The sequence below is a fragment of the Staphylococcus sp. EG-SA-14 genome (assembly GCF_017151935.1).
Taxonomy (GTDB): Bacteria; Bacillota; Bacilli; order Staphylococcales; family Staphylococcaceae; genus Staphylococcus; species Staphylococcus aureus.
Genome location: NZ_JACVZM010000008.1, coordinates 53,602 through 76,313 on the forward strand (window position 1 = coordinate 53,602; position 22,712 = coordinate 76,313).

At 32.7% G+C, this 22,712-nt stretch carries 23 protein-coding genes and 1 pseudogene; 19 read left to right on the top strand and 5 right to left on the bottom strand.

All coding sequences use genetic code 11. The annotated features are described in order from the left end of the window. Positions 1–203 precede the first annotated feature (203 nt). Complete coding sequence (locus IDG63_RS06780) at positions 204–629, bottom strand: MAP domain-containing protein (RefSeq protein ID WP_001549607.1); 426 nt, start codon at positions 627–629, stop codon at positions 204–206. 293 nt (positions 630–922) lie between these two features. Between IDG63_RS06780 and IDG63_RS06785 the strand changes: the two genes are divergently transcribed. Together IDG63_RS06785 and IDG63_RS06790 are read left to right on the top strand one after the other, a co-directional pair. Then, the gene (locus IDG63_RS06785; protein WP_000044363.1) at positions 923–1,738 is read left to right on the top strand and encodes an HAD-IIB family hydrolase; all 816 of its coding nucleotides are present in this window, start codon (positions 923–925) and stop codon (positions 1,736–1,738) included. Positions 1,739–1,948: 210 nt separating this feature from the next. After that, a complete protein-coding gene (locus tag IDG63_RS06790; RefSeq protein WP_206176397.1) occupies positions 1,949–2,803 on the top strand; it encodes a M23 family metallopeptidase in 855 nt (284 codons plus the stop codon). 59 nt (positions 2,804–2,862) lie between these two features. Here the strand turns inward: IDG63_RS06790 and hysA are convergent, their stop codons facing one another. Continuing rightward, a complete protein-coding gene (gene hysA, locus IDG63_RS06795; RefSeq protein ID WP_000222242.1) occupies positions 2,863–5,286 on the bottom strand; it encodes a hyaluronate lyase HysA in 2,424 nt (807 codons plus the stop codon). Further along, entirely contained in the window at positions 5,283–5,450 is a 168-nt protein-coding gene (locus IDG63_RS06800) for a hypothetical protein (protein ID WP_001790107.1), read from the bottom strand. The genes hysA and IDG63_RS06800 overlap by 4 nt, the downstream gene beginning before the upstream one ends. Before the next feature lie 243 nt (positions 5,451–5,693). Here IDG63_RS06800 and IDG63_RS06805 point away from each other — a divergent pair, with 243 nt between their 5' ends. The 5 genes and pseudogenes from IDG63_RS06805 to IDG63_RS06820 all read left to right on the top strand — a co-directional run bounded on the left by IDG63_RS06805 (position 5,694) and on the right by IDG63_RS06820 (position 8,243). Beyond that, positions 5,694–6,110: a MerR family transcriptional regulator gene (locus IDG63_RS06805; protein WP_000850011.1), complete on the top strand. Its 417-nt coding sequence runs from the start codon at positions 5,694–5,696 to the stop codon at positions 6,108–6,110. 69 nt (positions 6,111–6,179) lie between these two features. Then, the gene (locus IDG63_RS06810; RefSeq protein WP_206176399.1) at positions 6,180–7,028 is read left to right on the top strand and encodes an aldo/keto reductase; all 849 of its coding nucleotides are present in this window, start codon (positions 6,180–6,182) and stop codon (positions 7,026–7,028) included. Positions 7,029–7,247: 219 nt separating this feature from the next. Further along, positions 7,248–7,373, top strand: a complete 126-nt coding sequence (locus IDG63_RS06815; RefSeq protein WP_001549596.1) for a hypothetical protein — start codon at positions 7,248–7,250, stop codon at positions 7,371–7,373. Between the two features lie 11 nt (positions 7,374–7,384). Then, positions 7,385–7,621, top strand: a pseudogene (locus tag IDG63_RS14695) (SAR2788 family putative toxin); the annotation flags it as partial. Between the two features lie 13 nt (positions 7,622–7,634). Beyond that, entirely contained in the window at positions 7,635–8,243 is a 609-nt protein-coding gene (locus IDG63_RS06820; protein ID WP_000333465.1) for a DUF3885 domain-containing protein, read from the top strand. Between the two features lie 92 nt (positions 8,244–8,335). Here the strand turns inward: IDG63_RS06820 and IDG63_RS06825 are convergent, their stop codons facing one another. Both IDG63_RS06825 and IDG63_RS06830 read right to left on the bottom strand, forming a co-directional pair. Next, entirely contained in the window at positions 8,336–8,497 is a 162-nt protein-coding gene (locus tag IDG63_RS06825; RefSeq protein ID WP_001791678.1) for a hypothetical protein, read from the bottom strand. Between the two features lie 36 nt (positions 8,498–8,533). Further along, complete coding sequence (locus IDG63_RS06830) at positions 8,534–9,274, bottom strand: NAD-dependent protein deacylase (RefSeq protein ID WP_001566761.1); 741 nt, start codon at positions 9,272–9,274, stop codon at positions 8,534–8,536. Positions 9,275–9,515: 241 nt separating this feature from the next. Here IDG63_RS06830 and IDG63_RS06835 point away from each other — a divergent pair, with 241 nt between their 5' ends. The 12 genes from IDG63_RS06835 to IDG63_RS06890 all read left to right on the top strand — a co-directional run bounded on the left by IDG63_RS06835 (position 9,516) and on the right by IDG63_RS06890 (position 22,538). Then, positions 9,516–10,271: a DeoR/GlpR family DNA-binding transcription regulator gene (locus IDG63_RS06835; RefSeq protein ID WP_001032737.1), complete on the top strand. Its 756-nt coding sequence runs from the start codon at positions 9,516–9,518 to the stop codon at positions 10,269–10,271. Positions 10,272–10,637: 366 nt separating this feature from the next. Then, positions 10,638–11,066, top strand: a complete 429-nt coding sequence (gene lacA / locus IDG63_RS06840) for a galactose-6-phosphate isomerase subunit LacA (RefSeq protein ID WP_000974608.1) — start codon at positions 10,638–10,640, stop codon at positions 11,064–11,066. A gap of 15 nt (positions 11,067–11,081) precedes the next feature. Then, positions 11,082–11,597: a galactose-6-phosphate isomerase subunit LacB gene (gene lacB, locus IDG63_RS06845; protein WP_000684746.1), complete on the top strand. Its 516-nt coding sequence runs from the start codon at positions 11,082–11,084 to the stop codon at positions 11,595–11,597. Positions 11,598–11,609: 12 nt separating this feature from the next. Then, a complete protein-coding gene (gene lacC, locus IDG63_RS06850; protein WP_000604145.1) occupies positions 11,610–12,542 on the top strand; it encodes a tagatose-6-phosphate kinase in 933 nt (310 codons plus the stop codon). 3 nt (positions 12,543–12,545) lie between these two features. Further along, positions 12,546–13,526, top strand: a complete 981-nt coding sequence (lacD, locus tag IDG63_RS06855; RefSeq protein WP_000047016.1) for a tagatose-bisphosphate aldolase — start codon at positions 12,546–12,548, stop codon at positions 13,524–13,526. 21 nt (positions 13,527–13,547) lie between these two features. Next, the gene (locus tag IDG63_RS06860) at positions 13,548–13,859 is read left to right on the top strand and encodes a PTS lactose/cellobiose transporter subunit IIA (protein WP_001078308.1); all 312 of its coding nucleotides are present in this window, start codon (positions 13,548–13,550) and stop codon (positions 13,857–13,859) included. A 5-nt stretch (positions 13,860–13,864) separates the two neighbouring features. Continuing rightward, complete coding sequence (locus IDG63_RS06865; RefSeq protein ID WP_000983325.1) at positions 13,865–15,577, top strand: lactose-specific PTS transporter subunit EIIC; 1,713 nt, start codon at positions 13,865–13,867, stop codon at positions 15,575–15,577. Positions 15,578–15,594: 17 nt separating this feature from the next. Next, positions 15,595–17,007: a 6-phospho-beta-galactosidase gene (lacG, locus tag IDG63_RS06870; RefSeq protein WP_000169224.1), complete on the top strand. Its 1,413-nt coding sequence runs from the start codon at positions 15,595–15,597 to the stop codon at positions 17,005–17,007. A 265-nt stretch (positions 17,008–17,272) separates the two neighbouring features. Beyond that, positions 17,273–18,142, top strand: coding sequence for an alpha/beta hydrolase (locus IDG63_RS06875; protein WP_000719329.1), 870 nt, complete (start codon positions 17,273–17,275; stop codon positions 18,140–18,142). Positions 18,143–18,424: 282 nt separating this feature from the next. Then, the gene (locus tag IDG63_RS06880) at positions 18,425–19,426 is read left to right on the top strand and encodes an NADP-dependent oxidoreductase (protein ID WP_001180227.1); all 1,002 of its coding nucleotides are present in this window, start codon (positions 18,425–18,427) and stop codon (positions 19,424–19,426) included. 234 nt (positions 19,427–19,660) lie between these two features. Beyond that, positions 19,661–20,668 carry a zinc-binding alcohol dehydrogenase family protein gene (locus IDG63_RS06885; RefSeq protein ID WP_000781950.1) on the top strand — a complete coding sequence of 336 codons (1,008 nt, stop codon included), beginning with the start codon at positions 19,661–19,663 and terminating at the stop codon, positions 20,666–20,668. A gap of 307 nt (positions 20,669–20,975) precedes the next feature. Next, positions 20,976–22,538, top strand: coding sequence for a BCCT family transporter (locus IDG63_RS06890; protein WP_000792342.1), 1,563 nt, complete (start codon positions 20,976–20,978; stop codon positions 22,536–22,538). Positions 22,539–22,712: the final 174 nt, after the last annotated feature.

The following is a 22,712-nucleotide window of genomic DNA, read 5'->3' on the forward strand; positions in this document are numbered from 1 at the left end:
GAGGGGATTTATTAGGTTCCAGATATTTGAGATTTGCTGTTATGTTTAGATTATAAATTGTGGTACACACTCATATAAAATTTACTATTGTATAGGCCAATCTGTTACTACGAGAAGCAAACAACAATAATTTACAAGTTCAATAACTAAAAAGACAAACGCCAATTTTTCAGCGCTTGCCCTATAAAACTATTTTCAAATTATTATTTAACTACAATTTGTATCTGTTTGATTGTACTTGGATCAATTGAATTTTTAGCGTCGTCATTTTTCTTTAGATTCACTACTTTTTTATTACCATCATTCAAAGTAAGCGTATAAGTTGCTGTTTGGGCATTATTAATTTTTTCTGTTGTAACACCACGTTGAGAAGCTAATTCATTTTTTACTTTACTGTCAATTTCTTGATAAAGAACATTTTTATTTTCTGGGAAGATAAAGTAAGTTCGATGTAATGCAGTAATACCATCTACTGAAATTGTGTAAGGAACAGTGTGATAACCATCCACAGTCATTTCTTTATAGCCGTTATTACTATCTGCAGATGCTTCGTGACTCGGTAATGCAGCTCCGACCGTTGATAATAATCCCAATGCTAAAGTGGCAGTAACAAATGATTTTAGTTTCATATCTCAATCTCCTTTTCGGGTTGTATGATATTACACTATTTGTATAACACGTTTCATAAAGTTTAAAACATACTTTTTGCATTTTTTATATTTTAATTTTTAGTAATAGTTTTTAACGAGGGATATGACTCGTGCATTTTGAAAAGTGGTAAGCAATGTTTTTAGTTTATAGGGATTGATTAGTTGTATATAATAATCATGAAAAGCATATAGTCGATCTTATACTTTTAATTGAGACTTATAGTGTATTTAAGTTATAGATAAATTCATTAAAATATTATGGGGGAATGAGTATGTCAAAGCGTCTATTATTGTTTGATTTTGATGAAACATATTTTAAACATAATACAAATGAAGAAGATTTAAGTCATTTAAGAGAAATGGAAAAATTGTTGGAAAAACTAACTAATAATAATGAAGTGATCACTGCTGTATTGACAGGAAGTACATTTCAAAGTGTCATGGATAAAATGGATCAAGTTAATATGACGTTTAAACCATTACATATCTTTTCTGATTTGAGTTCTAAAATGTTCACTTGGAATAATGGCGAATATGTTGAATCAGAAACATATAAAAAGAAAGTCTTGAGCGAACCATTTTTATTTGAAGATATTGAAGATATATTACGTCATATTTCTGCGCAATATAATGTCGAATTTATTCCACAAAGAGCATTTGAAGGTAATGAAACACATTATAATTTTTATTTTCATTCAACAGGTAATCACAACAATGATAGTCGTATCCTAGAAGCACTTGTCAGATACGCAAATGACCAAAACTATACAGCGAGATTTAGTCGAAGCAATCCATTAGCTGGTGATCCTGAAAATGCGTATGATATTGACTTCACACCGTCAAATGCTGGAAAATTATATGCTACTCAATTTCTGATGAGGAAATATAATATACCAGTAAAATCAATATTAGGTTTTGGAGATAGCGGCAATGACGAAGCATATTTAAGCTATCTTGAACATGCATATTTGATGTCGAATAGTAGAGATGAAGCATTAAAGCAGAAATTTAGATTAACAAAATATCCATATTATCAAGGGATAACACTGCATGTTAAAGAATTTGTTGAAGGTAAGTATGATTATTGATTAGTTGAGTGATATGTATACTTTTTAAGTGCAAATATTAATATTTAAGGGATGATTAGAAAATATGGTGAATCGACTACACTTTAGCTTTAAAAAATTATTTATATGTTGATTTATCCAATTAAGTGTAGACGATTCAGGTAGCGCAAAAATGACGCAGGAACTGGAGAAAGAATTGATACCAAAATTAATATAATAGGTTAAGTATATATGAATAAAACAAACTTTGGGGCTTATTTAAATAAAAGTAAGAGCAGGAAAATATATAAGATTTTTAATCAAAATTTGAAGCGAGAGTTTAGTTATTGGCAGTTTAGGAAACTTTTCAAATCTTATACAAGGCAGTCTGATGTACATGAATTAAAAGTGTGTACTCAAAATGATGGTACTATTGAGCAAATATGGATAGATGAAGCAAATCAATTTGGAGTGTCAGTGACTTGGAAAGATAATAGTATTATCGGATTTGTTATGCGTCCGTTAATTAATTATGATGCGATTAAGAATGAAACGACTTTAAAATACGCAGTGCCGACAACAGATTGCTATGAGATTTTTTGGGGTGGAGATAATGAATTATATAATTATCACTATTTATACCCACATCAAAGGTATGCTATTGATTTAGTTATTAAAGAAAATCATAAAACATATAAGAATCAAGGAAAAGTAAATACTGATTATTTTTGTTTTGGAAAAGATATCATTGCGCCAGCAAATGGTACAGTTGAAAAAGTAGTGAATGGGGTTCAAGACAACAGTATTGGAAGTACGAATGAATCACAGTTTTTAGGAAATTATATTGTAATTAAGCACGCAGAAAATGAGTATAGCTTAATAGCTCATTTACACCAATATTCAATCATTGTGAATGAGGGGCAAAATGTTAAATATGGTGATATCATTGGGAAGGTTGGGAATTCTGGCAATTCTACTGAACCTCATATACATTTTCAAGTAATGAATGATAAGAATATTGAAGCATGTACATCTTTAAAAATTCGATTTATAAATAATCGAGAACTTATCAAAGGGGATGTGGTCTGCGGATTACAAGCTGAATGATGGCGATACTTATAAAATCTCGACACTATAAAAATGGTATAGTGTCGAGATTTTCTTGCTTATTTAGTTAATTCAAAGTGCACGCCGGATTCATTAGAAGTCGACGTATTTTTGTTTGTAATAGAGTAACCGGTCATTGAAATTTTAGATTCAATATCTGAAGCGGAATTTGTAGATTCAGGATTATAGAAGCTACATTCATAAGTGTTATCATCTTTCTTTTTAAGTATAAACATACCTTTGGCTTTAACTTCGACTTTAGTGTTGTTAATGTCAAAAGTTTGAGTGCTATTACTATAATTAACACCAGCCCAAACCGATTCATTATCTTTCACAACGTGGAAGTCATCTTCTTGCTTAACGACAGTTACTTCATCTTTTTTTGTCTTAAAGACATCTTTAGATAAGCCTGGATACAACACATATCCATATTTATTGTCAGAATTAGAATGCTTTTGAGTTACTTCATAATACTCATCAGTTTTTTGTGTATCTTTTTGACTTTTATTTATTTCTTTCCACTTACCAGTATGACTTTCTTTTTTTACAGTTATTTTCGGTTTGTTTAAAAAATGATAACCGATGTTCTTTTTGGTATCTGTGGACTCTAAAAAGACTGAATTGTTTTCCTGATTATCAGAATTGGTTGTTTGTTTATCGTCTGTATATAACGTATACCCATTCGCTTTGCGATTTTCAATCGTTGTAACTGGATTCTTTGATGAATCAGTACTTTTAATGCCAGTTCCTAAGAAGACAATTTTATCGTTTAATATGAAATATGATTTTTTGGCAGTTAAAGTTTTGTCCTGATTTTCAAAATCCATTCCGATACTAGCATGTTGGTCATCAACTTTTGTTCCGCCAACAAAAGTTTTACTCGACTTTTTATCATCCGTATCTTTTAATATTTCATTGTCTAAAGTTGTTGTACCTGATAAACGTTTCATATCGGCTGTCACCCAGAAGTTATCACGATAGTGTTTGACATCGCTGTTATATAAATAAGACATTCCAGCACCAGTGTGCCAACCTTTTAAATTCTCTCCGTTGATACTTTCATAGCGTGCTACGTTTTTCGACGTCATACTTAAACCAAATGCAAAGTCTAAGTCTTTGTTATGATAGGTGACACGATCCATGTCATTATATATTTTAAGTTGTTGTGTTAATCCGTTTTTAGAAATACTGTTATCTGTCATTAAAGACTTCATTTTATCTATGTCCGAATATGAATTTAAATAATCATTTTGTTTATAACTTGAATCTGACTCTACTGAAGATTTGACAATCTTTTTATACTTAGCTTTTGTTGAATCATCCATGGCATCACTTAATCTCAACAATGATTTCATTACTGTTGCAGATGCTGAGTGACTGGTTTCATTTTCACGACTGATAGCTCTACCTCGTGATAAATCCATCATTTCACCTTTATAAATGAGTGGCATAAATCCGTCGTCAATCCATGACTTTAAGGTTGTATCATTTTGGGTTTTATCATTAAAAGGTGTTTCTTTTATCATCGGCATCATTTGAGAAATCCCCTCTAAGAGTACAACGCCATAAGCACCAGTGTATGGAACGTCTTGATGATCAATGTAAGAGCCATCTTTATAAAATCCATTACGTTCTTTACCAGTGGCAGAATCTTGAACGTAAGTGAAGACTTTATTAAATGAATCTATAGACTTTTTCATCATATCTTTATCTTCTTCGATAATACATTCTAAAAGTTTCACCTTAGAAATGTCTACTAGATTTCCGCCTTTAGCAAGTTCAGCTTTTCCTACAGAAGATAATATTTTGTCACTATCTGGGGCGAAAGTTTTAATAGGGGCAGTGAATTTTTTCTTTTCTTCATTTGAAAATTGATCATTCAGCAATATAAGCGTATTTGTTAATGATTTAGGTGTTCCAATTTCATAATCCCACCAATTTAAGTTGGTATTCTTGCCAGTTGTTTTAGTAAAATTCTCACTTAATTCTTTTACTTTTTTATCTGGTTCTTTTCCATATGCATTTTTATGCAGCCACTCAAGGGCATCTTTCACTTTCTTCTTATTTTCGTCAGTATTTAAAGTGGTTTTAGGATTCCTCATCGCTTCTGCGATTTTCTCAATATTACGATAGGTACGAGTCATATGAGAAGAATTAGTTTCAAGGGTTTCCGCTCCTGACCACAAGTATTTCCTACCACTTTCAGTTTTCATTTCCTTGAGTAAATTCGTCGCCTCTTTCTCTGTAGCATCAAACTTCTTCTTCATATCTGGATTATTCTCATCATACTTATCATAACCATAGTTAACGTCCAGCCATGTGTTCCTCAATTTTTCATAATCTGGCGTTTGAACATTCGTATCAGCCACAGCGATTTGATGTTTATCAACACTTCTGAATTCACCACCATTCAAAGTAATCACACCAGCCATTAATAACGTAATGGTGGATAATTTTTGCCATTTCTTTATTCTATATGTCATTGACATGTCTCCTTTTTGTGTTGCGCGTGCGCAATGAATATTATGATTAAATAATGATTCAATTTTTCAAAATTCGTTAACGTATACAAATGACTGTCTACTGTCAAACAATCCACAAAGAATGTTGATGCATATAAACAATCGATCACCCAAATTTTCCGCATCACCCAAAAATTGCAACTAAAATAATTTTCAAAAAATTAAATATTATCAATCTTAGTGATTATATCATTTTAAATATTTAAGTTATACAATTTTTAAAGTAATTAAAAACGATGAAATGTAAAATGTTAAAAAAGAGACAAATTTAAATTTGAGTAATAAAATAAGAAGTATTCAAACGAAGATGACAATATATAAAGCAACATTACTTTAGACGACCAAACATAACTGAAAGGATAGTCGCAATGAAAACTAAAGAAGTCGTAGCGCTCATGAATATATCTCAAGACACTTTAAGATATTATGAAAAGGTTGGTGTGATTCCACCAGTTAATCGAGATGAAAATGGATATAGAATATATAATGATAGTGATTTAAATTGGATTTATTTAGTGAAAAATTTGCGAAATGCAGGCGTCAGTATTGAATCGCTTATCGAATTTTGCAGGTTAGCGCAGCTTCCTAAAAATGAAAATATTCAAGCACAGCAAAAGCAAATTTTAAATAAGCAACTCGAAGAATTAAATGAAAACTTAAAGACAATTCATGATGCGAGAGATTTACTACAATATAAAATTGATAATTATGATAATCATATTGCTAAAATCAATGCTAGTGATAATTATGATGACAATGTTGAACGTCTTTGGGAGAGAAAGTAAACCTATGGCTTGCTATAGAGTTCGCTCCATGGTTTATAGTGGACATACAAGATAAAGGAGGTTCATTTTATGAATCATATTGAAATAAGTAAAGATGTAAAGATACCAGTATTAGGTTTCGGAGTATTTCAAATTCCTCAAGAACAAACAGCAGAAGCGGTTAAAGAAGCAATTAAAGCGGGTTATAGACATATTGATACAGCACAAAGTTATTTAAATGAAACTGAAGTAGGTCAAGGTATTGAAGCTTCAGGTATTGATAGAAGTGAACTATTCATTACGACTAAAGTATGGATTGAAAATGTTAACTATGAAGATACTATCAAATCAATCGAACGATCATTACAACGATTAAATTTGGACTATCTTGATCTAGTGCTTATTCACCAACCTTACAATGACGTATATGGCTCATGGCGTGCATTAGAAGAGTTAAAAGAAAATGGTAAAATTAAAGCAATCGGTGTATCTAACTTCGGCGTTGATCGAATTGTAGATTTAGGTATTCACAATCAAATTCAACCACAAGTGAACCAAATAGAAATTAATCCATTCCATCAACAAGAAGAACAAGTTGCAGCACTTCAACAAGAAAATGTTGTGGTAGAAGCTTGGGCACCATTTGCAGAAGGTAAAAATCAATTATTCCAAAATCAATTGTTGCAGGCCATTGCAGATAAATACAACAAATCAATTGCACAAGTTATTTTACGCTGGTTAGTAGAACGTGACATTGTTGTACTCGCAAAATCAGTGAATCCAGAACGTATGGTTCAAAACTTAGATATATTTGATTTTGAACTTACAGAAGAAGATAAACAACAAATTGCGACATTAGAAGAAAGTAATAGCCAATTTTTCTCACATGCTGATCCAGAGATGATTAAAGCACTTACAAGCAGAGAATTAGATGTTTAATCATAATATAACAAAGTAAATCATTTACATTACACTAACCTGAAACTTGGATGTTAAAGTCTATGTTTCAGGTTATTTTTTACTCTTAAAAAGTGAAAGGAGCAAGCAAATAAGTTATTATATATTTTTATATTATGTAATAACGTAACTAAGGTTATAATTAGATAATTAATATGTCTTGGAATTAATTATTTAATAAGTTGTATAGCAGGTGGCGATATGAGATATATACACTTTTCTATTATTACATTAATTACAGGTATCATTATGCATATTACAATGTACTTTGTACCATTTGAATCTCGGAAAATGCCACTATTTATGACGATAATTTTTACAATCTAAAAGCAGTAAAGACTCATAATATAACCAAAAACATTAATAAAAGTTTGTTAAATGATAAGGGGATGAGTATTGGTAAATTTACTCAAAAGGTTTAAGGGAAAAATCCTACCTGGAGAGATTCAAAAACTAAATGGACTATTTCCAAAAATAAAGGGCAATCACATGGTGGTTCTTATTGGAAGTTAATAAATAACAAAGGAAAAAGAATAGCTTCTTTAACTAAAGAAGGAAAAATCTTAAGGGAATAAGGTGTTGTAAATTATGTGCTTTGATATAAATAATTTGGATATAAAAAAGTTGAATTTTAGAAAGGTAAAAAACGCAATTCATTTAAGTTTAAGTGGCGATAAATACCAGTTTTTGGAGGACGGTAAAACTATCAATAATACTTATTTTTTAGCTGTATATGATAATGCAATAAACATTTTTGAAGATTTGTTTTCGCCTTCTGATTCTATAAATTTGGTTCATGTAGTATATGTTTATAGTGAACCTTATAAGAAAACAAATGTTATAAAAAAATTTACATCGTTAACAATAGATGAATTGTATTACTTTAAAGAATATAAAAAGGAGAAGGATGATAATATTTTGTGCGAGGAGTTTTCATATAAGTGTTCCATAAAAGATATAAAATATAAAAAATTATTAAAAGCTATATCCAATCAAGACTTTAAAGGGTTAGTTCCAAATATCAATCAGAATGATAATTATTCTGAAATATATATAATTAACAATACTAAAAACTTAATATATCATTTATATGATGATAGAGGTCTATGGCTAGCTTTTAATAATAATGAAGATTATGCAAGATATTCTGAAAAATATAATGATTTAATATCGGAATTTGATAATGAAGATATCTAATTTTTTAATATTCGTAGCTTTTATTTTTCTACTTATTTTATGTTTATTTTTAATCTTACAAATGACAAACCATTAAAAGTAGCATCCCAACATCAAACAAAAAAACAATTCATCAAATAAAAATCGCTACAAAACCAAGTCATTAAACACGCAATAATTAAAATTTTCCACTCATTATAATTCTGAATTCCAAATGTCGAATTCCGAAAACCAAACTCCAAATTCCAAAAACGCAACTCCAAAATTAAAAGCATTTCCCTACCATTCGGGAAATGCTTTTTACATACTGATTACTCTGTCATTAATGATTTTACAACGGAAACCATGTCGTCATGTATGACCAAAGTAGCGTCGCTATCATAAGGTGTGCGGTCTTTATTGATAATAATTAAATTGTCGCCTTTAAAATGTGATATTAATCCTGCGGCAGGTTGTACAACGAGTGATGAACCTAGTACAACAAGGGTGTCAGCATGTTCAATTTTATTTAATGCCCTTATGATGGTAGGTTGATCTAACATTTCACCGTATAATACGATGTCCGGTCGAATGGCACCACCACAATTATCACAATGTTTCAAAGTTCTATCAATAACATCTGACTTCGTATAAGATTTATGACATGCATTACAATAAAAACGATTTAACGTGCCATGTAATTCATCAACATGTTGACTTCCAGCGTCTGAGTGCAAACCATCGATATTTTGCGTGATGACACCTAAAGATTGTTGATTACGTTCTAATTTTGCAATCCAATCATGAACGATATTGGGCATCGTATCGACAAATAGTAAGCGCTTATGGCAGAAATTGATAAAACCTTCAGGATCATCTTCTAAATAATCACGGCTTAACAAGTATTCTGGCGAAAGCCCATCTTTTGAAATTTCATCAAATAAGCCACCCATTGAGCGGAAATCTGGAACACCACTTGCGACAGATACACCAGCACCTGTAAAAAATGTAATACGATTCGAACTATCTATAATATGTTTTAGTGTCTCTAAATCATGTTTCAAGTTAAACACCCCATCAAAATAATGAATGATTTATAACGTCTTTTGCTTTTATTATAGTATATTCATTTTACGATTATCAAAAGCGCAGTTTAAACAGTTCTTTTTAAAAATGAATTATACATATAATCGAACAGTTAAATTATATTAGTTTTTACGCAATTTTTATTATAGAATAAGCATGTATATTAAAATTGATGTCTAAACATAAAGGATAATGACCCATCGCCTAAATAAAGGAGGCAATTTTACATTGAATAAACATGAACGTTTGGACGAAATTGCTAAACTAGTGAATAAAAAGGGCACGATAAGAACGAATGAAATCGTCGAAGGTTTAAATGTGTCTGATATGACAATTCGAAGAGATTTAATTGAGTTGGAAAATAAAGGGATTTTAACGAAGATTCATGGTGGTGCACGCAGTAATTCAACATTTCAGTATAAAGAAATATCGCATAAAGAAAAACATACCCGTCAAATTGCAGAAAAACGATTTATAGCTAAAAAAGCTGCATCATTAATTGAAGATGGGGATACTTTGTTTTTCGGACCGGGAACAACAGTGGAACTATTAGCGGAAGAAGTCAATCATCATACGCTCACAATTATTACGAATTGTTTGCCAGTGTATAAAATTTTGTTGGAAAAACAAACAGCACATTTTCGTGTCTATTTAATTGGTGGTGAAATGCGCCATATTACAGAAGCGTTTGTAGGTGAAATGGCGAATGCCATGTTGGAAAAACTAAGATTTAGCAAGATGTTCTTTAGTAGTAACGCAGTAAATAAAGGTGCTGTGATGACATCTACATTAGATGAAGCCTATACGCAACAACTGGCACTCAGTAATTCAATTGAAAAATACTTGTTAATCGATCATACGAAAGTTGGCAAAGAAGATTTTACATCATTTTGTCAGTTAAACGAATTGACTGCAGTGGTCATGGATTATGAAGATGAAGAAAAGGTAGAAACGATTAAAACATATATTGAAGTAGTCGACTAAATTAAAAATATAACTGCATTGTTAAAATATGTGTCTATATGCTCATAAGTGAATGTGAATTTGCATTCATTTATGGGTTATTTTTTTGCAAATTTATGTCAACGGGAACCTCGACAAAGTTTTACTACAATTTCAGACGAATACCTAATTAAAACAACACCACAATATGAATGTTCACTTATTGTTTGAAAATACGTCATAAACAAACAGATTATAAACATATTATGTTGATTTATTGTTTGTTTATGTTTATAATTTAAACGTAATCAAATTGAAAGCCTTTTCTCAAGATTTTCATAACCTACAAATAAATATGTCACATTTTAAGAAAGGTATTTCAAAATTAAAGTAAAAAGGAGTCTTATTATGGCGATTATTATTGGTTCAGATGAAGCTGGCAAACGATTAAAAGAAGTCATCAAATCATACTTATTAGACAATAAATATGATGTTGTTGACGTAACAGAAGGACAGGAAGTTGACTTTGTTGATGCAACTTTGGCTGTAGCAAAAGATGTTCAAAGTCAAGAAGGTAACTTAGGTATTGTTATCGATGCATTTGGTGCAGGTAGCTTTATGGTTGCTACAAAAATCAAAGGCATGATTGCTGCTGAAGTATCAGATGAACGCTCTGGATATATGACTAGAGGCCATAACAATTCAAGAATGATCACTATGGGATCTGAAATTGTTGGAGACACATTAGCGAAAAATGTCGTTAAAGGTTTTGTTGAAGGTAAATACGATGGTGGTAGACACCAAATCCGCGTAGATATGCTTAATAAAATGTGCTAAGGAGGAAAAATTACTATGAAGATTGCATTAGGATGCGACCATATTGTTACAGATACAAAAATGCGTGTATCTGAATTTTTAAAATCAAAAGGACATGAAGTCATTGACGTAGGAACATACGATTTCACAAGAACACATTATCCAATTTTTGGTAAAAAAGTTGGCGAACAAGTTGTTAGCGGTAATGCAGACTTAGGTGTTTGTATTTGTGGAACAGGTGTTGGTATTAACAATGCTGTAAATAAAGTACCTGGCGTTCGTTCAGCACTAGTACGTGATATGACATCAGCGTTATATGCTAAAGAAGAATTAAATGCGAACGTTATTGGCTTTGGTGGACGTATTATAGGTGAGTTATTAATGTGCGATATTATCGATGCATTTATTAACGCTGAATATAAACCAACTGAAGAGAACAAAAAATTAATCGCTAAAATTAAACATTTAGAAACAAGCAATGCAGATCAAGCTGATCCACATTTCTTTGATGAATTCTTAGAAAAATGGGACAGAGGCGAATACCACGATTAAGGGACGACACATATGATTTTAACTTTAACATTAAATCCATCCGTTGATATTTCATATCCATTAACAGCATTGAAATTAGATGATGTTAATCGTGTTCAAGAAGTAAGTAAAACAGCTGGTGGTAAAGGTTTAAATGTAACAAGAGTACTTGCGCAAGTAGGCGAGCCAGTCCTTGCGAGTGGTTTTATTGGCGGTGAATTAGGTCAATTTATTGCTAAAAAATTAGATCATGCCAACATCAAGCATGCATTTTATAACATTAAGGGTGAAACACGAAACTGCATTGCAATTTTACATGAAGGGCAACAAACAGAAATTTTAGAGCAGGGACCGGAGATTGATAATCAAGAGGCTGCAGGATTTATTAAACATTTTGAACAATTATTAGAAAAAGTTGAAGCAGTTGCTATTTCAGGTAGCTTACCTAAAGGATTAAATCAAGATTATTATGCACAAATTATTGAACGATGCCAAAACAAAGGTGTGCCTGTGATATTGGACTGCTCGGGTGCAACTTTGCAAACTGTTTTGAAAAATCCATACAAACCAACAGTCATTAAACCAAACATTTCTGAACTATATCAATTGCTTAACCAGCCACTTGATGAAAGTTTAGAAAGTTTGAAACAGGCAGTGTCACAACCCTTATTCGAAGGGATTGAGTGGATTATTGTGTCTTTAGGTGCACAAGGTGCATTCGCTAAGCACAATCATACATTCTATAGAGTGAATATTCCGACAATAAGCGTATTAAATCCGGTTGGTTCAGGTGATTCTACAGTTGCTGGAATTACTTCAGCAATTCTCAATCATGAAAACGACCACGATTTACTAAAAAAAGCTAATACTTTAGGCATGCTGAATGCGCAAGAAGCACAAACAGGATATGTCAATTTAAATAATTATGATGAATTATTCAATCAAATTGAAGTTTTAGAGGTGTAAATAATGTCAAAATCTAATCAAAAAATCGCATCAATTGAACAATTAAGTAATAACGAAGGTATCATTTCTGCATTAGCATTTGACCAACGTGGTGCTTTAAAACGAATGATGGCTAAACATCAAACGGAAGAGCCAACTGTCGCTCAAATTGAACAATTAAAAGTATTAGTTGCGGAAGAATTAACACAATATGCATCTTCAATTTTATTAGATCCTGAATATGGTTTACCAGCTTCAGATGCACGTAACAAAGATTGTGGATTATTACTTGCTTATGAAAAAACTGGATATGACGTAAATGCTAAAGGTCGTTTACCTGACTGTTTAGTAGAGTGGTCTGCAAAACGTTTAAAAGAACAAGGTGCAAATGCTGTTAAATTCTTACTTTACTATGATGTTGATGATGCTGAAGAAATTAACATTCAAAAGAAAGCATACATTGAAAGAATCGGTTCAGAATGTGTTGCAGAAGACATTCCTTTCTTCTTAGAAGTATTAACATACGATGACAACATTCCTGATAACGGTAGTGTTGAATTCGCAAAAGTTAAGCCTAGAAAGGTTAACGAAGCAATGAAATTATTCTCAGAACCACGCTTTAATGTTGATGTATTGAAAGTTGAAGTACCAGTAAACATGAAGTATGTAGAAGGCTTTGCTGAAGGTGAAGTGGTTTATACGAAAAAAGAAGCAGCACAACACTTTAAAGATCAAGACGCTGCAACAAATTTACCATACATTTACTTAAGTGCTGGTGTTTCTGCGGAATTATTCCAAGAAACTTTAAAATTTGCTCACGAAGCTGGTGCTAAATTCAACGGGGTACTTTGTGGCCGTGCTACATGGTCTGGTGCTGTTCAAGTATACATTGAACAAGGTGAAGATGCTGCTCGTGAATGGTTACGTACAACTGGTTTCAAAAATATTGATGACTTAAATAAAGTATTAAAAGATACTGCGACATCTTGGAAACAAAGAAAATAAGTTTAAAAGGGGATTAATGCTATGAATAGAGAAGAAGTCCAATTATTAGGTTTTGAAATTGTTGCATTTGCAGGGGATGCACGTTCTAAGTTTTTAGAAGCATTAACAGCAGCTCAAGCTGGAGATTTTGCAAAAGCAGATGCACTGATTGAAGAAGGAAACAATTGCATTGCGGAAGCACATAGAGCACAAACAAGCCTGTTGGCTAAAGAAGCGCAAGGTGATGATATTGCATACAGTGTAACGATGATACATGGTCAAGATCATTTAATGACAACAATTTTACTGAAAGATTTAATGAAGCATTTATTAGAATTTTATAAAAGAGGGTGATGACAATGATGCAAAAATTGATCGCACAAATTGAAAAAGGGAAGCCATTTTTCGAGAAATTATCACGAAACATATATTTAAGAGCCATCCGTGATGGATTTATTTCTGCAATGCCTGTCATCTTATTCTCAAGTATCTTTCTATTAATTGCATATGTGCCAAATATATTTGGTTTTAAATGGGATAAAGGCATGGAAGCCATTTTAATGAAACCATATAACTATACGATGGGGCTTGTAGCATTTTTAGTAGCAGGAACGACAGCGAAATCTTTAACAGATTCATTTAACCGTAAGCTAGAAAGTACAAATCAAATTAACTTTATTTCTACAATGCTAGCAGCGATGTGTGGATTCTTGTTCTTAGCTTCTGATCCAGCCAAAGATGGTGGATTCTTAAGTGCATTTATGGGAACTAAAGGTTTATTAACAGCATTCTTATCAGCATTTGTAACTGTTATTGTTTATAACTTCTGTGTGAAGCGCAATATTACAATTAAAATGCCGAAAGAAGTACCGCCGAATATTTCACAAGTATTTAAGGACTTAATTCCATTTTCAGCGGTAATCATCATTCTTTATGCATTAGATTTAGTCATTCGCAACAGCTTTAAATCAAATGTAGCGGAAGGTATTTTAAAATTATTCGAACCATTATTTACAGCAGCAGATGGATGGATTGGTGTCACAATTATCTTTGGTGCCTTTGCATTATTCTGGTTTGTAGGTATTCATGGTCCGTCAATTGTAGAGCCAGCAATTGCAGCCATTACATATGCGAATATCGAAGCGAACTTCAAGTTGCTTCAAGCTGGAGAACACGCAGATAAAATTATTACATCAGGTACACAAATGTTTATCGTTACTTTTGGAGGTACGGGTGCAACATTGGTCGTCCCGTTCATGTTTATGTGGATGACGAAATCTAAACGAAACAAAGCGATTGGACGTGCATCAGTTGTACCAACATTCTTTGGTGTAAACGAACCAATTTTATTTGGTGCACCACTAGTATTGAATCCTGTGTTCTTTATTCCATTTGTATTAGCACCAATTGTTAACGTATGGATTTTCAAACTTTTCGTTGAAGTGTTAGGAATGAATAGTTTTAGTGTGAATTTACATTGGACAACACCAGGTCCATTGGGCATTATCATGGGTACAGGTTTTGGTTTATGGTCATTCGTTCTAGCTATTACTTTGATTGTTGTAGATATTATTATTTACTACCCATTCCTAAAAGTTTATGATAGTGAAATTCTTGATGAAGAAGAAGGACGTAAAGAAAGTAATTCAGATTTAAAAGAAAAAGTTGCAGCAAACTTTGATACGAAAAAAGCTGATTCAATTTTAGCGGCAAGTGGTGTATCAGACGATGCAGCTAAAGCTTCAAATATCACAGAACAAACAAATGTCTTAGTACTTTGTGCCGGTGGTGGTACAAGTGGATTATTAGCCAATGCACTTAATAAAGCAGCTGAAGAATATCATGTGCCAGTGAAAGCGGCAGCTGGCGGATATGGCGCACATATGGACATTATGAAAGAGTACCAATTAATCATTTTAGCGCCACAAGTTGCGTCTAACTATGAAGATATTAAGCAAGATACAGATAGATTAGGTATTAAATTAGCGAAGACTCAAGGTGCCGAATATATCAAATTGACACGAGACGGCCAAGCAGCCCTTGATTTCGTTCAACAACAATTTGAAAATTAAGAATAGGAGTTTTTCATATGACTAAAACATTACCTGAAGATTTTATTTTTGGTGGAGCAACAGCAGCATATCAAGCAGAAGGTGCGACAAATACGGATGGTAAAGGTCGTGTAGCATGGGATACGTATTTGGAAGAAAACTATTGGTACACTGCAGAACCAGCGAGTGATTTTTATAACAGATATCCAGTGGATTTAGAATTAAGTGAAAAATTCGGTGTTAATGGTATCCGTATTTCAATTGCATGGTCACGTATCTTCCCAAATGGATATGGCGAAGTTAACCCTAAAGGTGTTGAGTATTACCATAAGTTATTTGCAGAGTGTCATAAACGTCATGTTGAACCATTTGTAACATTGCATCATTTTGATACACCAGAAGTGTTACACAAAGATGGCGATTTTCTAAATCGTAAAACGATTGACTACTTTGTAGATTATGCTGAATATTGTTTTAAAGAATTCCCAGAAGTAAAATATTGGACTACATTCAATGAAATTGGACCAATTGGTGATGGCCAATATTTAGTAGGTAAATTCCCTCCAGGTATTAAATATGATTTTGAAAAAGTTTTCCAATCTCATCATAATATGATGGTTGCTCATGCAAGAGCAGTGAAATTATTCAAGGATGGCGGCTATCAAGGAGAAATTGGTGTTGTACACGCATTGCCAACAAAATATCCGTTCGATCCATCAAATCCTGAAGATGTTCGTGCAGCAGAATTAGAAGATATCATCCATAATAAATTCATCTTAGATGCAACATATTTAGGTAAGTATTCTCGTGAAACGATGGAAGGTGTGCAACATATCTTATCTGTTAATGGCGGTAAATTAAATATTACAGATGAAGATTATGCCATTTTAGATGCAGCCAAAGATTTAAACGACTTCTTAGGTATCAATTACTACATGAGTGACTGGATGAGAGGTTACGATGGAGAATCTGAAATCACGCATAATGCGACAGGTGATAAAGGCGGTTCTAAATACCAACTTAAAGGTGTCGGACAACGTGAATTTGATGTCGACGTACCTCGCACAGACTGGGACTGGATGATCTATCCTCAAGGTTTATATGATCAAATCATGCGTGTTGTTAAAGATTATCCTAACTATCACAAGATTTATATCACTGAAAATGGTTTAGGATATAAAGATGAATTTATTGAATCTGAAAAAACAGTTCATGATGATGCACGTATTGATTATGTAAGACAACATTTGAACGTTATTGCAGATGCTATTAAAGATGGTGCAAATGTTAAAGGTTACTTTATTTGGTCATTAATGGATGTGTTCTCTTGGTCAAATGGTTATGAAAAACGATATGGTTTATTCTATGTCGATTTTGAGACTCAAGAACGTTATCCTAAGAAAAGTGCTTATTGGTACAAAGAGTTAGCCGAAACAAAAGAAATTAAATAATTATAGATATTAAAAGGCCTATCAGTCGAGTGCTGGTAGGTCTTTATTTATAAAAAGAGATAAATTAAACATGCATATACATATTTATATATTAATCAATGGGTGACACACCATTGAAAGCTAAAGAAGCAATCAATTAACAAATGTTAACGGACAACTTTCCAAAGTCATCTTAAAAGTTAATGATGTATTCAAAATCAACTAAAGGACATTTTTAATCACATCCTTTATACTTATATAAAAGACATGAATGGGAGTTAAAAGTGTGAAGAAAATTTTTGTAATTATTACGACATTGTTAGCGGTCGCTATTATTATAGGCTCTATTATTACGGTGGTGTTTAGTCAACGACAGGCACAAACATTTAAAATACAACAACAGCAATTTGTTAAAAAGCCAATTCCAACATTGTTCTTACATGGATTTGGTGGTAGTGCCAATTCTGAAAAGTTTATGGTGAAGCAAGCAGAAAAAAGAGGGGTAACTAAAGATATCATCACTGCTTACGTTTCAAAGGATGGTGCAGTGACATTTAAAGGGAAACTAAGAAAAGATGCAGTGAATCCTATTGTGAAAATTGAACTTGAAAATAACAGACAAGGCTATTTGGATAAGAATGCTGCGTGGTTTAAAAATGTACTGACTAAGTTACAATCTGAATACAATTTCGATAAATTCAACTTTGTCGGTCACTCAATGGGGAACTTAACATTTGCACAATATATGATGACATATGGTAACGACAAGTCACTGCCACAGTTAAACAAACAAGTGAATATTGCAGGGACATTTAATGGTGTTTTAAATATGAATGAAGATGTCAATGAAATTACAGTTGATAAAGATGGTAAACCAAGTCGAATGAATCAACCTTATCAGCAATTACGCGTGCTAAAAGATATTTATAAAGGTAAAGGTATCGAAGTGCTAAATATTTATGGAGATTTGAAAGATGGTACACATTCAGACGGCAGAGTGTCTAATAGTTCTTCGAAATCATTAAAATATTTACTGGGAAATAGTCCGAAAAGTTATCGAGAATCTAAATATGAAGGTGAGCCTGCACAACATAGTCAGCTTCATGAGAATGAAAATGTTGCTAATGAGTTAATCGACTTCTTATGGAAAAAATAAAGCAACTGCTAGTTTTTCGGGGGCAAAAAAGCTTGTAATATTAGAGCTTTTCAAAAATTATCTATTGTTTGAGAGTTTCCATAAAATGTCTAAGTCGTAACATTTTAAATTTATGATTATAGCAAATATAATGTGGTTGAAGTTACATGAATGAATCAGTGCTTAAGTCAAAATATAACAACTAAGAATGTATTTGCATACAGACATCACGAAGACACAATTCAAACTTAACGCTTAAGTAACAAATAAGTAAAAGTTTCAAATAAAGAAAGGTGATTAATGATGCAAAATAAACAAATTCTTTTTAACAAAATACCAGAAGGCATGCCTCAAGAGGATACATTCAAAATTGAAGAGACTGACACGCCTAAACTTGAGAGCGATGGCGTACTTGTACAAACGCTGTATATTTCAGTGGATCCATATATGAGAGGACGTATGACTAAGGCAGATTCGTATGTACAGCCTTTTGAAATTGGTAAACCGATTGTTAGCCATGTCGTTGCAAAAGTAATTGATTCGACACTCGCAGATTATAAAAAAGGAGATGTCGTTGTAGGTATGTTGCCTTGGCGAATCATTAATCATGTCCAAGCGGATCAAATTACTAAAGTTCCAACGACAGATGTACCACTTGATTTATATTTAAGTGTTTTAGGAATGCCAGGACAAACAGCATATCATGGTCTGCTTGATATTGGACAACCTAAAGCCGGTGATACTGTTGTGGTTTCAGCTGCATCTGGTGCTGTAGGTTCAGTTGTAGGTCAAATTGCTAAGATTAAAGGTTGCCGTGTTGTAGGTATTGCGGGTGGCGACAAAAAAGTAAATTATTTAACAGAGACACTGGGCTTTGACGCTGGTATTGATTATAAGAAAGAGGATTTTGCAGAAGCGTTAGCACAAGCAGTACCAGATGGTATTGATGTTTATTTTGAAAATGTTGGTGGTACAGTTGGCGATGAAGTATTTAAGCATTTAAATCGTTTTGCACGTGTACCAGTATGCGGCGCAATTTCGTCATATAATCATCCTGAAGCAGATATCGGACCACGTATTCAAGGTACGCTTATTAAGAAGCAAGTAATGATGAGAGGCTTCTTAGTAAGTGAATTCGCTAATGCTTTTAAAGAAGCTAGTGAACAGCTCGCAACATGGGTTCAAGAAGGTAAAATTCAGTCACAAGTAACCATTGAAGATGGTTTTGAAAATGCGCCACATGCATTTAAAAATTTATTTACTGGCGATAACTTTGGTAAACAAGTTATTAAAGTAACGGAATAATAAAGTATACGTTTTAACAAACTAACTTTGTTAATTGATCAAAATTTAATAACTTTCTTATCTAAAGCAAATTTGTTCAGTAACATGGTAGAAATAAGTCTAAAATGTAATACGAAAGTCGTCTGTAATTATTTATATATTCAAATGAAAAAGGAGTCATGATGCTGCGGTATAAGCACACATGGCTTCTATTTTGTATAATAAGAAATAAGTTCATAAATGAGGTGAAACGATATGAAAATGATAGGATTTGAAAAGCCCTTTAAATTGGAAGAAGGAAATTTATTTAAAGTATACGAACAAAGAAAGCCAACGCCAGAAAACGATGATATCTTAGTCAAAGTAAATAGTATTAGTGTAAATCCTGTAGATACAAAACAACGTCAAATGAAAGTCACTCAAGCACCTCGTGTACTTGGGTTTGATGCTATTGGTACTGTTGAAGCTATCGGACCAGACGTTACATTATTTAGTCCGGGTGACGTTGTATTTTATGCTGGATCGCCAAATAGACAAGGATCAAATGCGACATATCAATTGGTGTCAGAAGCTATAGTTGCAAAAGCACCACACAACATAAGTGCTAATGAAGCGGTTAGTCTACCGCTAACTGGTATTACGGCATATGAAACGTTTTTTGATACATTTAAAATTTCACATAATCCTGCTGAAAACGAAGGGAAGTCTGTCTTAATCATTAATGGTGCCGGTGGTGTAGGCAGTATAGCCACTCAAATTGCTAAACGGTATGGTTTAACTGTCATTACAACAGCATCACGACAAGAAACAACAGAGTGGTGTGAAAAGATGGGCGCAGATATCGTATTGAATCATAAAGAGGATTTAGTGCGTCAATTTAAAGAAAAAGAAATTCCATTAGTAGATTATATATTTTGCACCTATAATACAGACTTGTATTACAATACTATGATTGAACTGATAAAACCATTAGGGCATATTACAACTATCGTAGCTTTTAATGAAGATCAAGATTTAAATGCACTAAAATTAAAAAGTATAACATTTACACATGAATTTATGTTTGCGCGTCCAATTCATCGAACGCCTGATATGATTAAACAACATGAGTATTTAGAAGATATTACGAAAAATATAGAATCAGGGCATTACCAACCAACAACGACACAAGTTTTTGAAGGTTTATCACCTGAAAACTTATATCAAGCACATCAATTGTTGGAAAAACAATCAATGATTGGAAAATTAGTAATTAATATATAGTTTAGTAAGTAAAGTCGCCTTATGCAGAAAATACTGTATAGGGCGACTTATTTTTTGTGTCTAGCGACTATTGATTCTAAATGGAAATATGGCAACTTTGCAGGTATCAATTCAATAATGCATTAGAAAGGCATTACTTAAATACAATAAAATACTTTGTTGCTCAATGATAAATAATTTGAGTGTGTTTTATATATCATTTTTAAAAGATGAGGCATTATTAATTGTGTCTATATAAAATTATAAATGATTAAAATGTTGCAGTTATGGGTATGAACTTACCATTACACAGAAAGGGTTTGTATTTATGAAAAATAAATCAGTAAGTCTAGTGTTTTGGGTATCTTTAGTGATATGTACGATATTTGTTGCTTTTGGAGCAATATTTCCGAAACAGTTAGAAAAACTCACGCAAAACATTACTACATTTATTGCGCTACATTTTTCTTGGTATTATTTATTGCTCGTTTTAGTTATTTTATTTGTCTGTGTTTATATTTTATTTTCGAGATACGCAAACATTACATTAGGTGAAGAAGGCGAAGATCCTGAATTCTCATTGCCGTCTTGGTTTGCTATGTTATTTAGTGCTGGTATGGGAATAGGACTTGTGTTCTGGACAACGGCAGAACCAATCAGTCATGCCTTCAAATTAACGCCTATTCATAAAGCTGGCACGCAATCTGCAATTAATGATGCAATGCAGTTTTCATTTTTCCATTGGGGGATTCATGCATGGGCAGTCTATGGTATTGTCGCGCTTGTGTTTGCATATTTTAGCTTTCATAAAGGATATCCTGGCTTAGTCAGCGCTACATTGACGCCTTTATTAGGTGAAAAGGCAATGCGTGGACCTTTAGGTGGTGCCATTGATGTATTGGCAGTCATAGCTACAGTAACAGGCGTTGCTGCAACATTAGGTTTCGGTGCATTGCAAATAAACGAAGGTTTACATTTTTTATTTAATGTACCGAGTAATTTCACGATGCAAGTAATCTTGATTGTCATTGCAACCATATTATTTACTTGGTCAGCATGGTCAGGTATAGATAAAGGTATCAAAACGTTGAGTAATATCAACATGTTACTTGCTTTTGTAGTACTTATTGGTCTTTTTATTGTTGGGCCAACGCTATACATTTTAAATACATTTACGAATGGTCTAGGTAATTATATTGCAAATTTCTTTAGTATGAGTTTACGCATTCCGTCAGGCGGTCAAAAATTCCAATGGTTACAAAATTGGACAATCTTTTACTGGGCATGGTGGATATCTTGGGCACCATTTGTAGGTATATTTATTGCACGTGTGTCAAAAGGACGTACGATTAAAGAATTTATTCTAGGTGTACTTTTTGTCCCGGCATTAGTTTGCTTTATATTCTTTGCGGTATTCGGCGCGTCAGCAATTTACTTACAAGATAATCATATTGCCGATATTGCTAAAGCAGCGACAGAAACAGCAACTTTTGCAACGCTACAACATTACCCACTAGGTTTTGTATTAAGCTTAATTACTTTACTTGTTATTATGATTTTCTTTGTTACATCAGCGGATTCGGCAACTTATGTTTTAGGTATGTTGAGTTCAAGAGGTGATATTAATCCGAAGTCATTTGTCAAAGTGAGTTGGGGTATCATTATGGCATTATTTGCAATTATTATGATTTACACAGGTGGTACGCAAGCGATACAAAATTTATTAATCATTGCTGCGTTACCATTTTCCGTGGTCATTATAGCGATGATATGGTCGCTTTTAAAATCTTTGAGTGAGGAGAAACCGAGAAATAGTAATAAGGTTTTAATTAAACATCGTGACCCAGATATTTTAGAATATCGTTCTTCAAAACATATTGATGAAAATTAATTAATAATGAGGTTTTATTTACAAAAACTAGGGAATATATTACTAAATGGTACTTCATCTTATATATTAAAAATAAATTTAAAGTTATTAATTTATTATGTTTAAGAAAAAAACTGATGGGTACATATTTAATATGTTTTTAAATTAACTTTAACTAAGGAGGTGTCGTTAGGG

Bases quoted from the DNA above. Each gene is read 5' to 3' on its own strand.
- IDG63_RS06805 (WP_000850011.1), top strand. From the start codon at position 5,694: ATGAAAACTAAAGAAGTCGTAGCGCTCATGAATATATCTCAAGACACT.
- IDG63_RS06860 (WP_001078308.1), top strand. From the start codon at position 13,548: ATGAATAGAGAAGAAGTCCAATTATTAGGTTTTGAAATTGTTGCATTT.
- IDG63_RS06890 (WP_000792342.1), top strand. From the start codon at position 20,976: ATGAAAAATAAATCAGTAAGTCTAGTGTTTTGGGTATCTTTAGTGATA.
- IDG63_RS06885 (WP_000781950.1), top strand. From the start codon at position 19,661: ATGAAAATGATAGGATTTGAAAAGCCCTTTAAATTGGAAGAAGGAAAT.
- IDG63_RS06820 (WP_000333465.1), top strand. From the start codon at position 7,635: ATGTGCTTTGATATAAATAATTTGGATATAAAAAAGTTGAATTTTAGA.
- IDG63_RS06785 (WP_000044363.1), top strand. From the start codon at position 923: ATGTCAAAGCGTCTATTATTGTTTGATTTTGATGAAACATATTTTAAA.
- lacD (WP_000047016.1), top strand. From the start codon at position 12,546: ATGTCAAAATCTAATCAAAAAATCGCATCAATTGAACAATTAAGTAAT.
- IDG63_RS06800 (WP_001790107.1), bottom strand. From the start codon at position 5,450: ATGCGGAAAATTTGGGTGATCGATTGTTTATATGCATCAACATTCTTT.
- IDG63_RS06780 (WP_001549607.1), bottom strand. From the start codon at position 629: ATGAAACTAAAATCATTTGTTACTGCCACTTTAGCATTGGGATTATTA.
- IDG63_RS06810 (WP_206176399.1), top strand. From the start codon at position 6,180: ATGAATCATATTGAAATAAGTAAAGATGTAAAGATACCAGTATTAGGT.
- lacA (WP_000974608.1), top strand. From the start codon at position 10,638: ATGGCGATTATTATTGGTTCAGATGAAGCTGGCAAACGATTAAAAGAA.
- IDG63_RS06880 (WP_001180227.1), top strand. From the start codon at position 18,425: ATGCAAAATAAACAAATTCTTTTTAACAAAATACCAGAAGGCATGCCT.
- lacC (WP_000604145.1), top strand. From the start codon at position 11,610: ATGATTTTAACTTTAACATTAAATCCATCCGTTGATATTTCATATCCA.
- IDG63_RS06865 (WP_000983325.1), top strand. From the start codon at position 13,865: ATGATGCAAAAATTGATCGCACAAATTGAAAAAGGGAAGCCATTTTTC.
- IDG63_RS06815 (WP_001549596.1), top strand. From the start codon at position 7,248: ATGAGATATATACACTTTTCTATTATTACATTAATTACAGGTATCATT.
- lacB (WP_000684746.1), top strand. From the start codon at position 11,082: ATGAAGATTGCATTAGGATGCGACCATATTGTTACAGATACAAAAATG.
- lacG (WP_000169224.1), top strand. From the start codon at position 15,595: ATGACTAAAACATTACCTGAAGATTTTATTTTTGGTGGAGCAACAGCA.
- IDG63_RS06825 (WP_001791678.1), bottom strand. From the start codon at position 8,497: ATGCTTTTAATTTTGGAGTTGCGTTTTTGGAATTTGGAGTTTGGTTTT.
- IDG63_RS06790 (WP_206176397.1), top strand. From the start codon at position 1,949: ATGAATAAAACAAACTTTGGGGCTTATTTAAATAAAAGTAAGAGCAGG.
- hysA (WP_000222242.1), bottom strand. From the start codon at position 5,286: ATGACATATAGAATAAAGAAATGGCAAAAATTATCCACCATTACGTTA.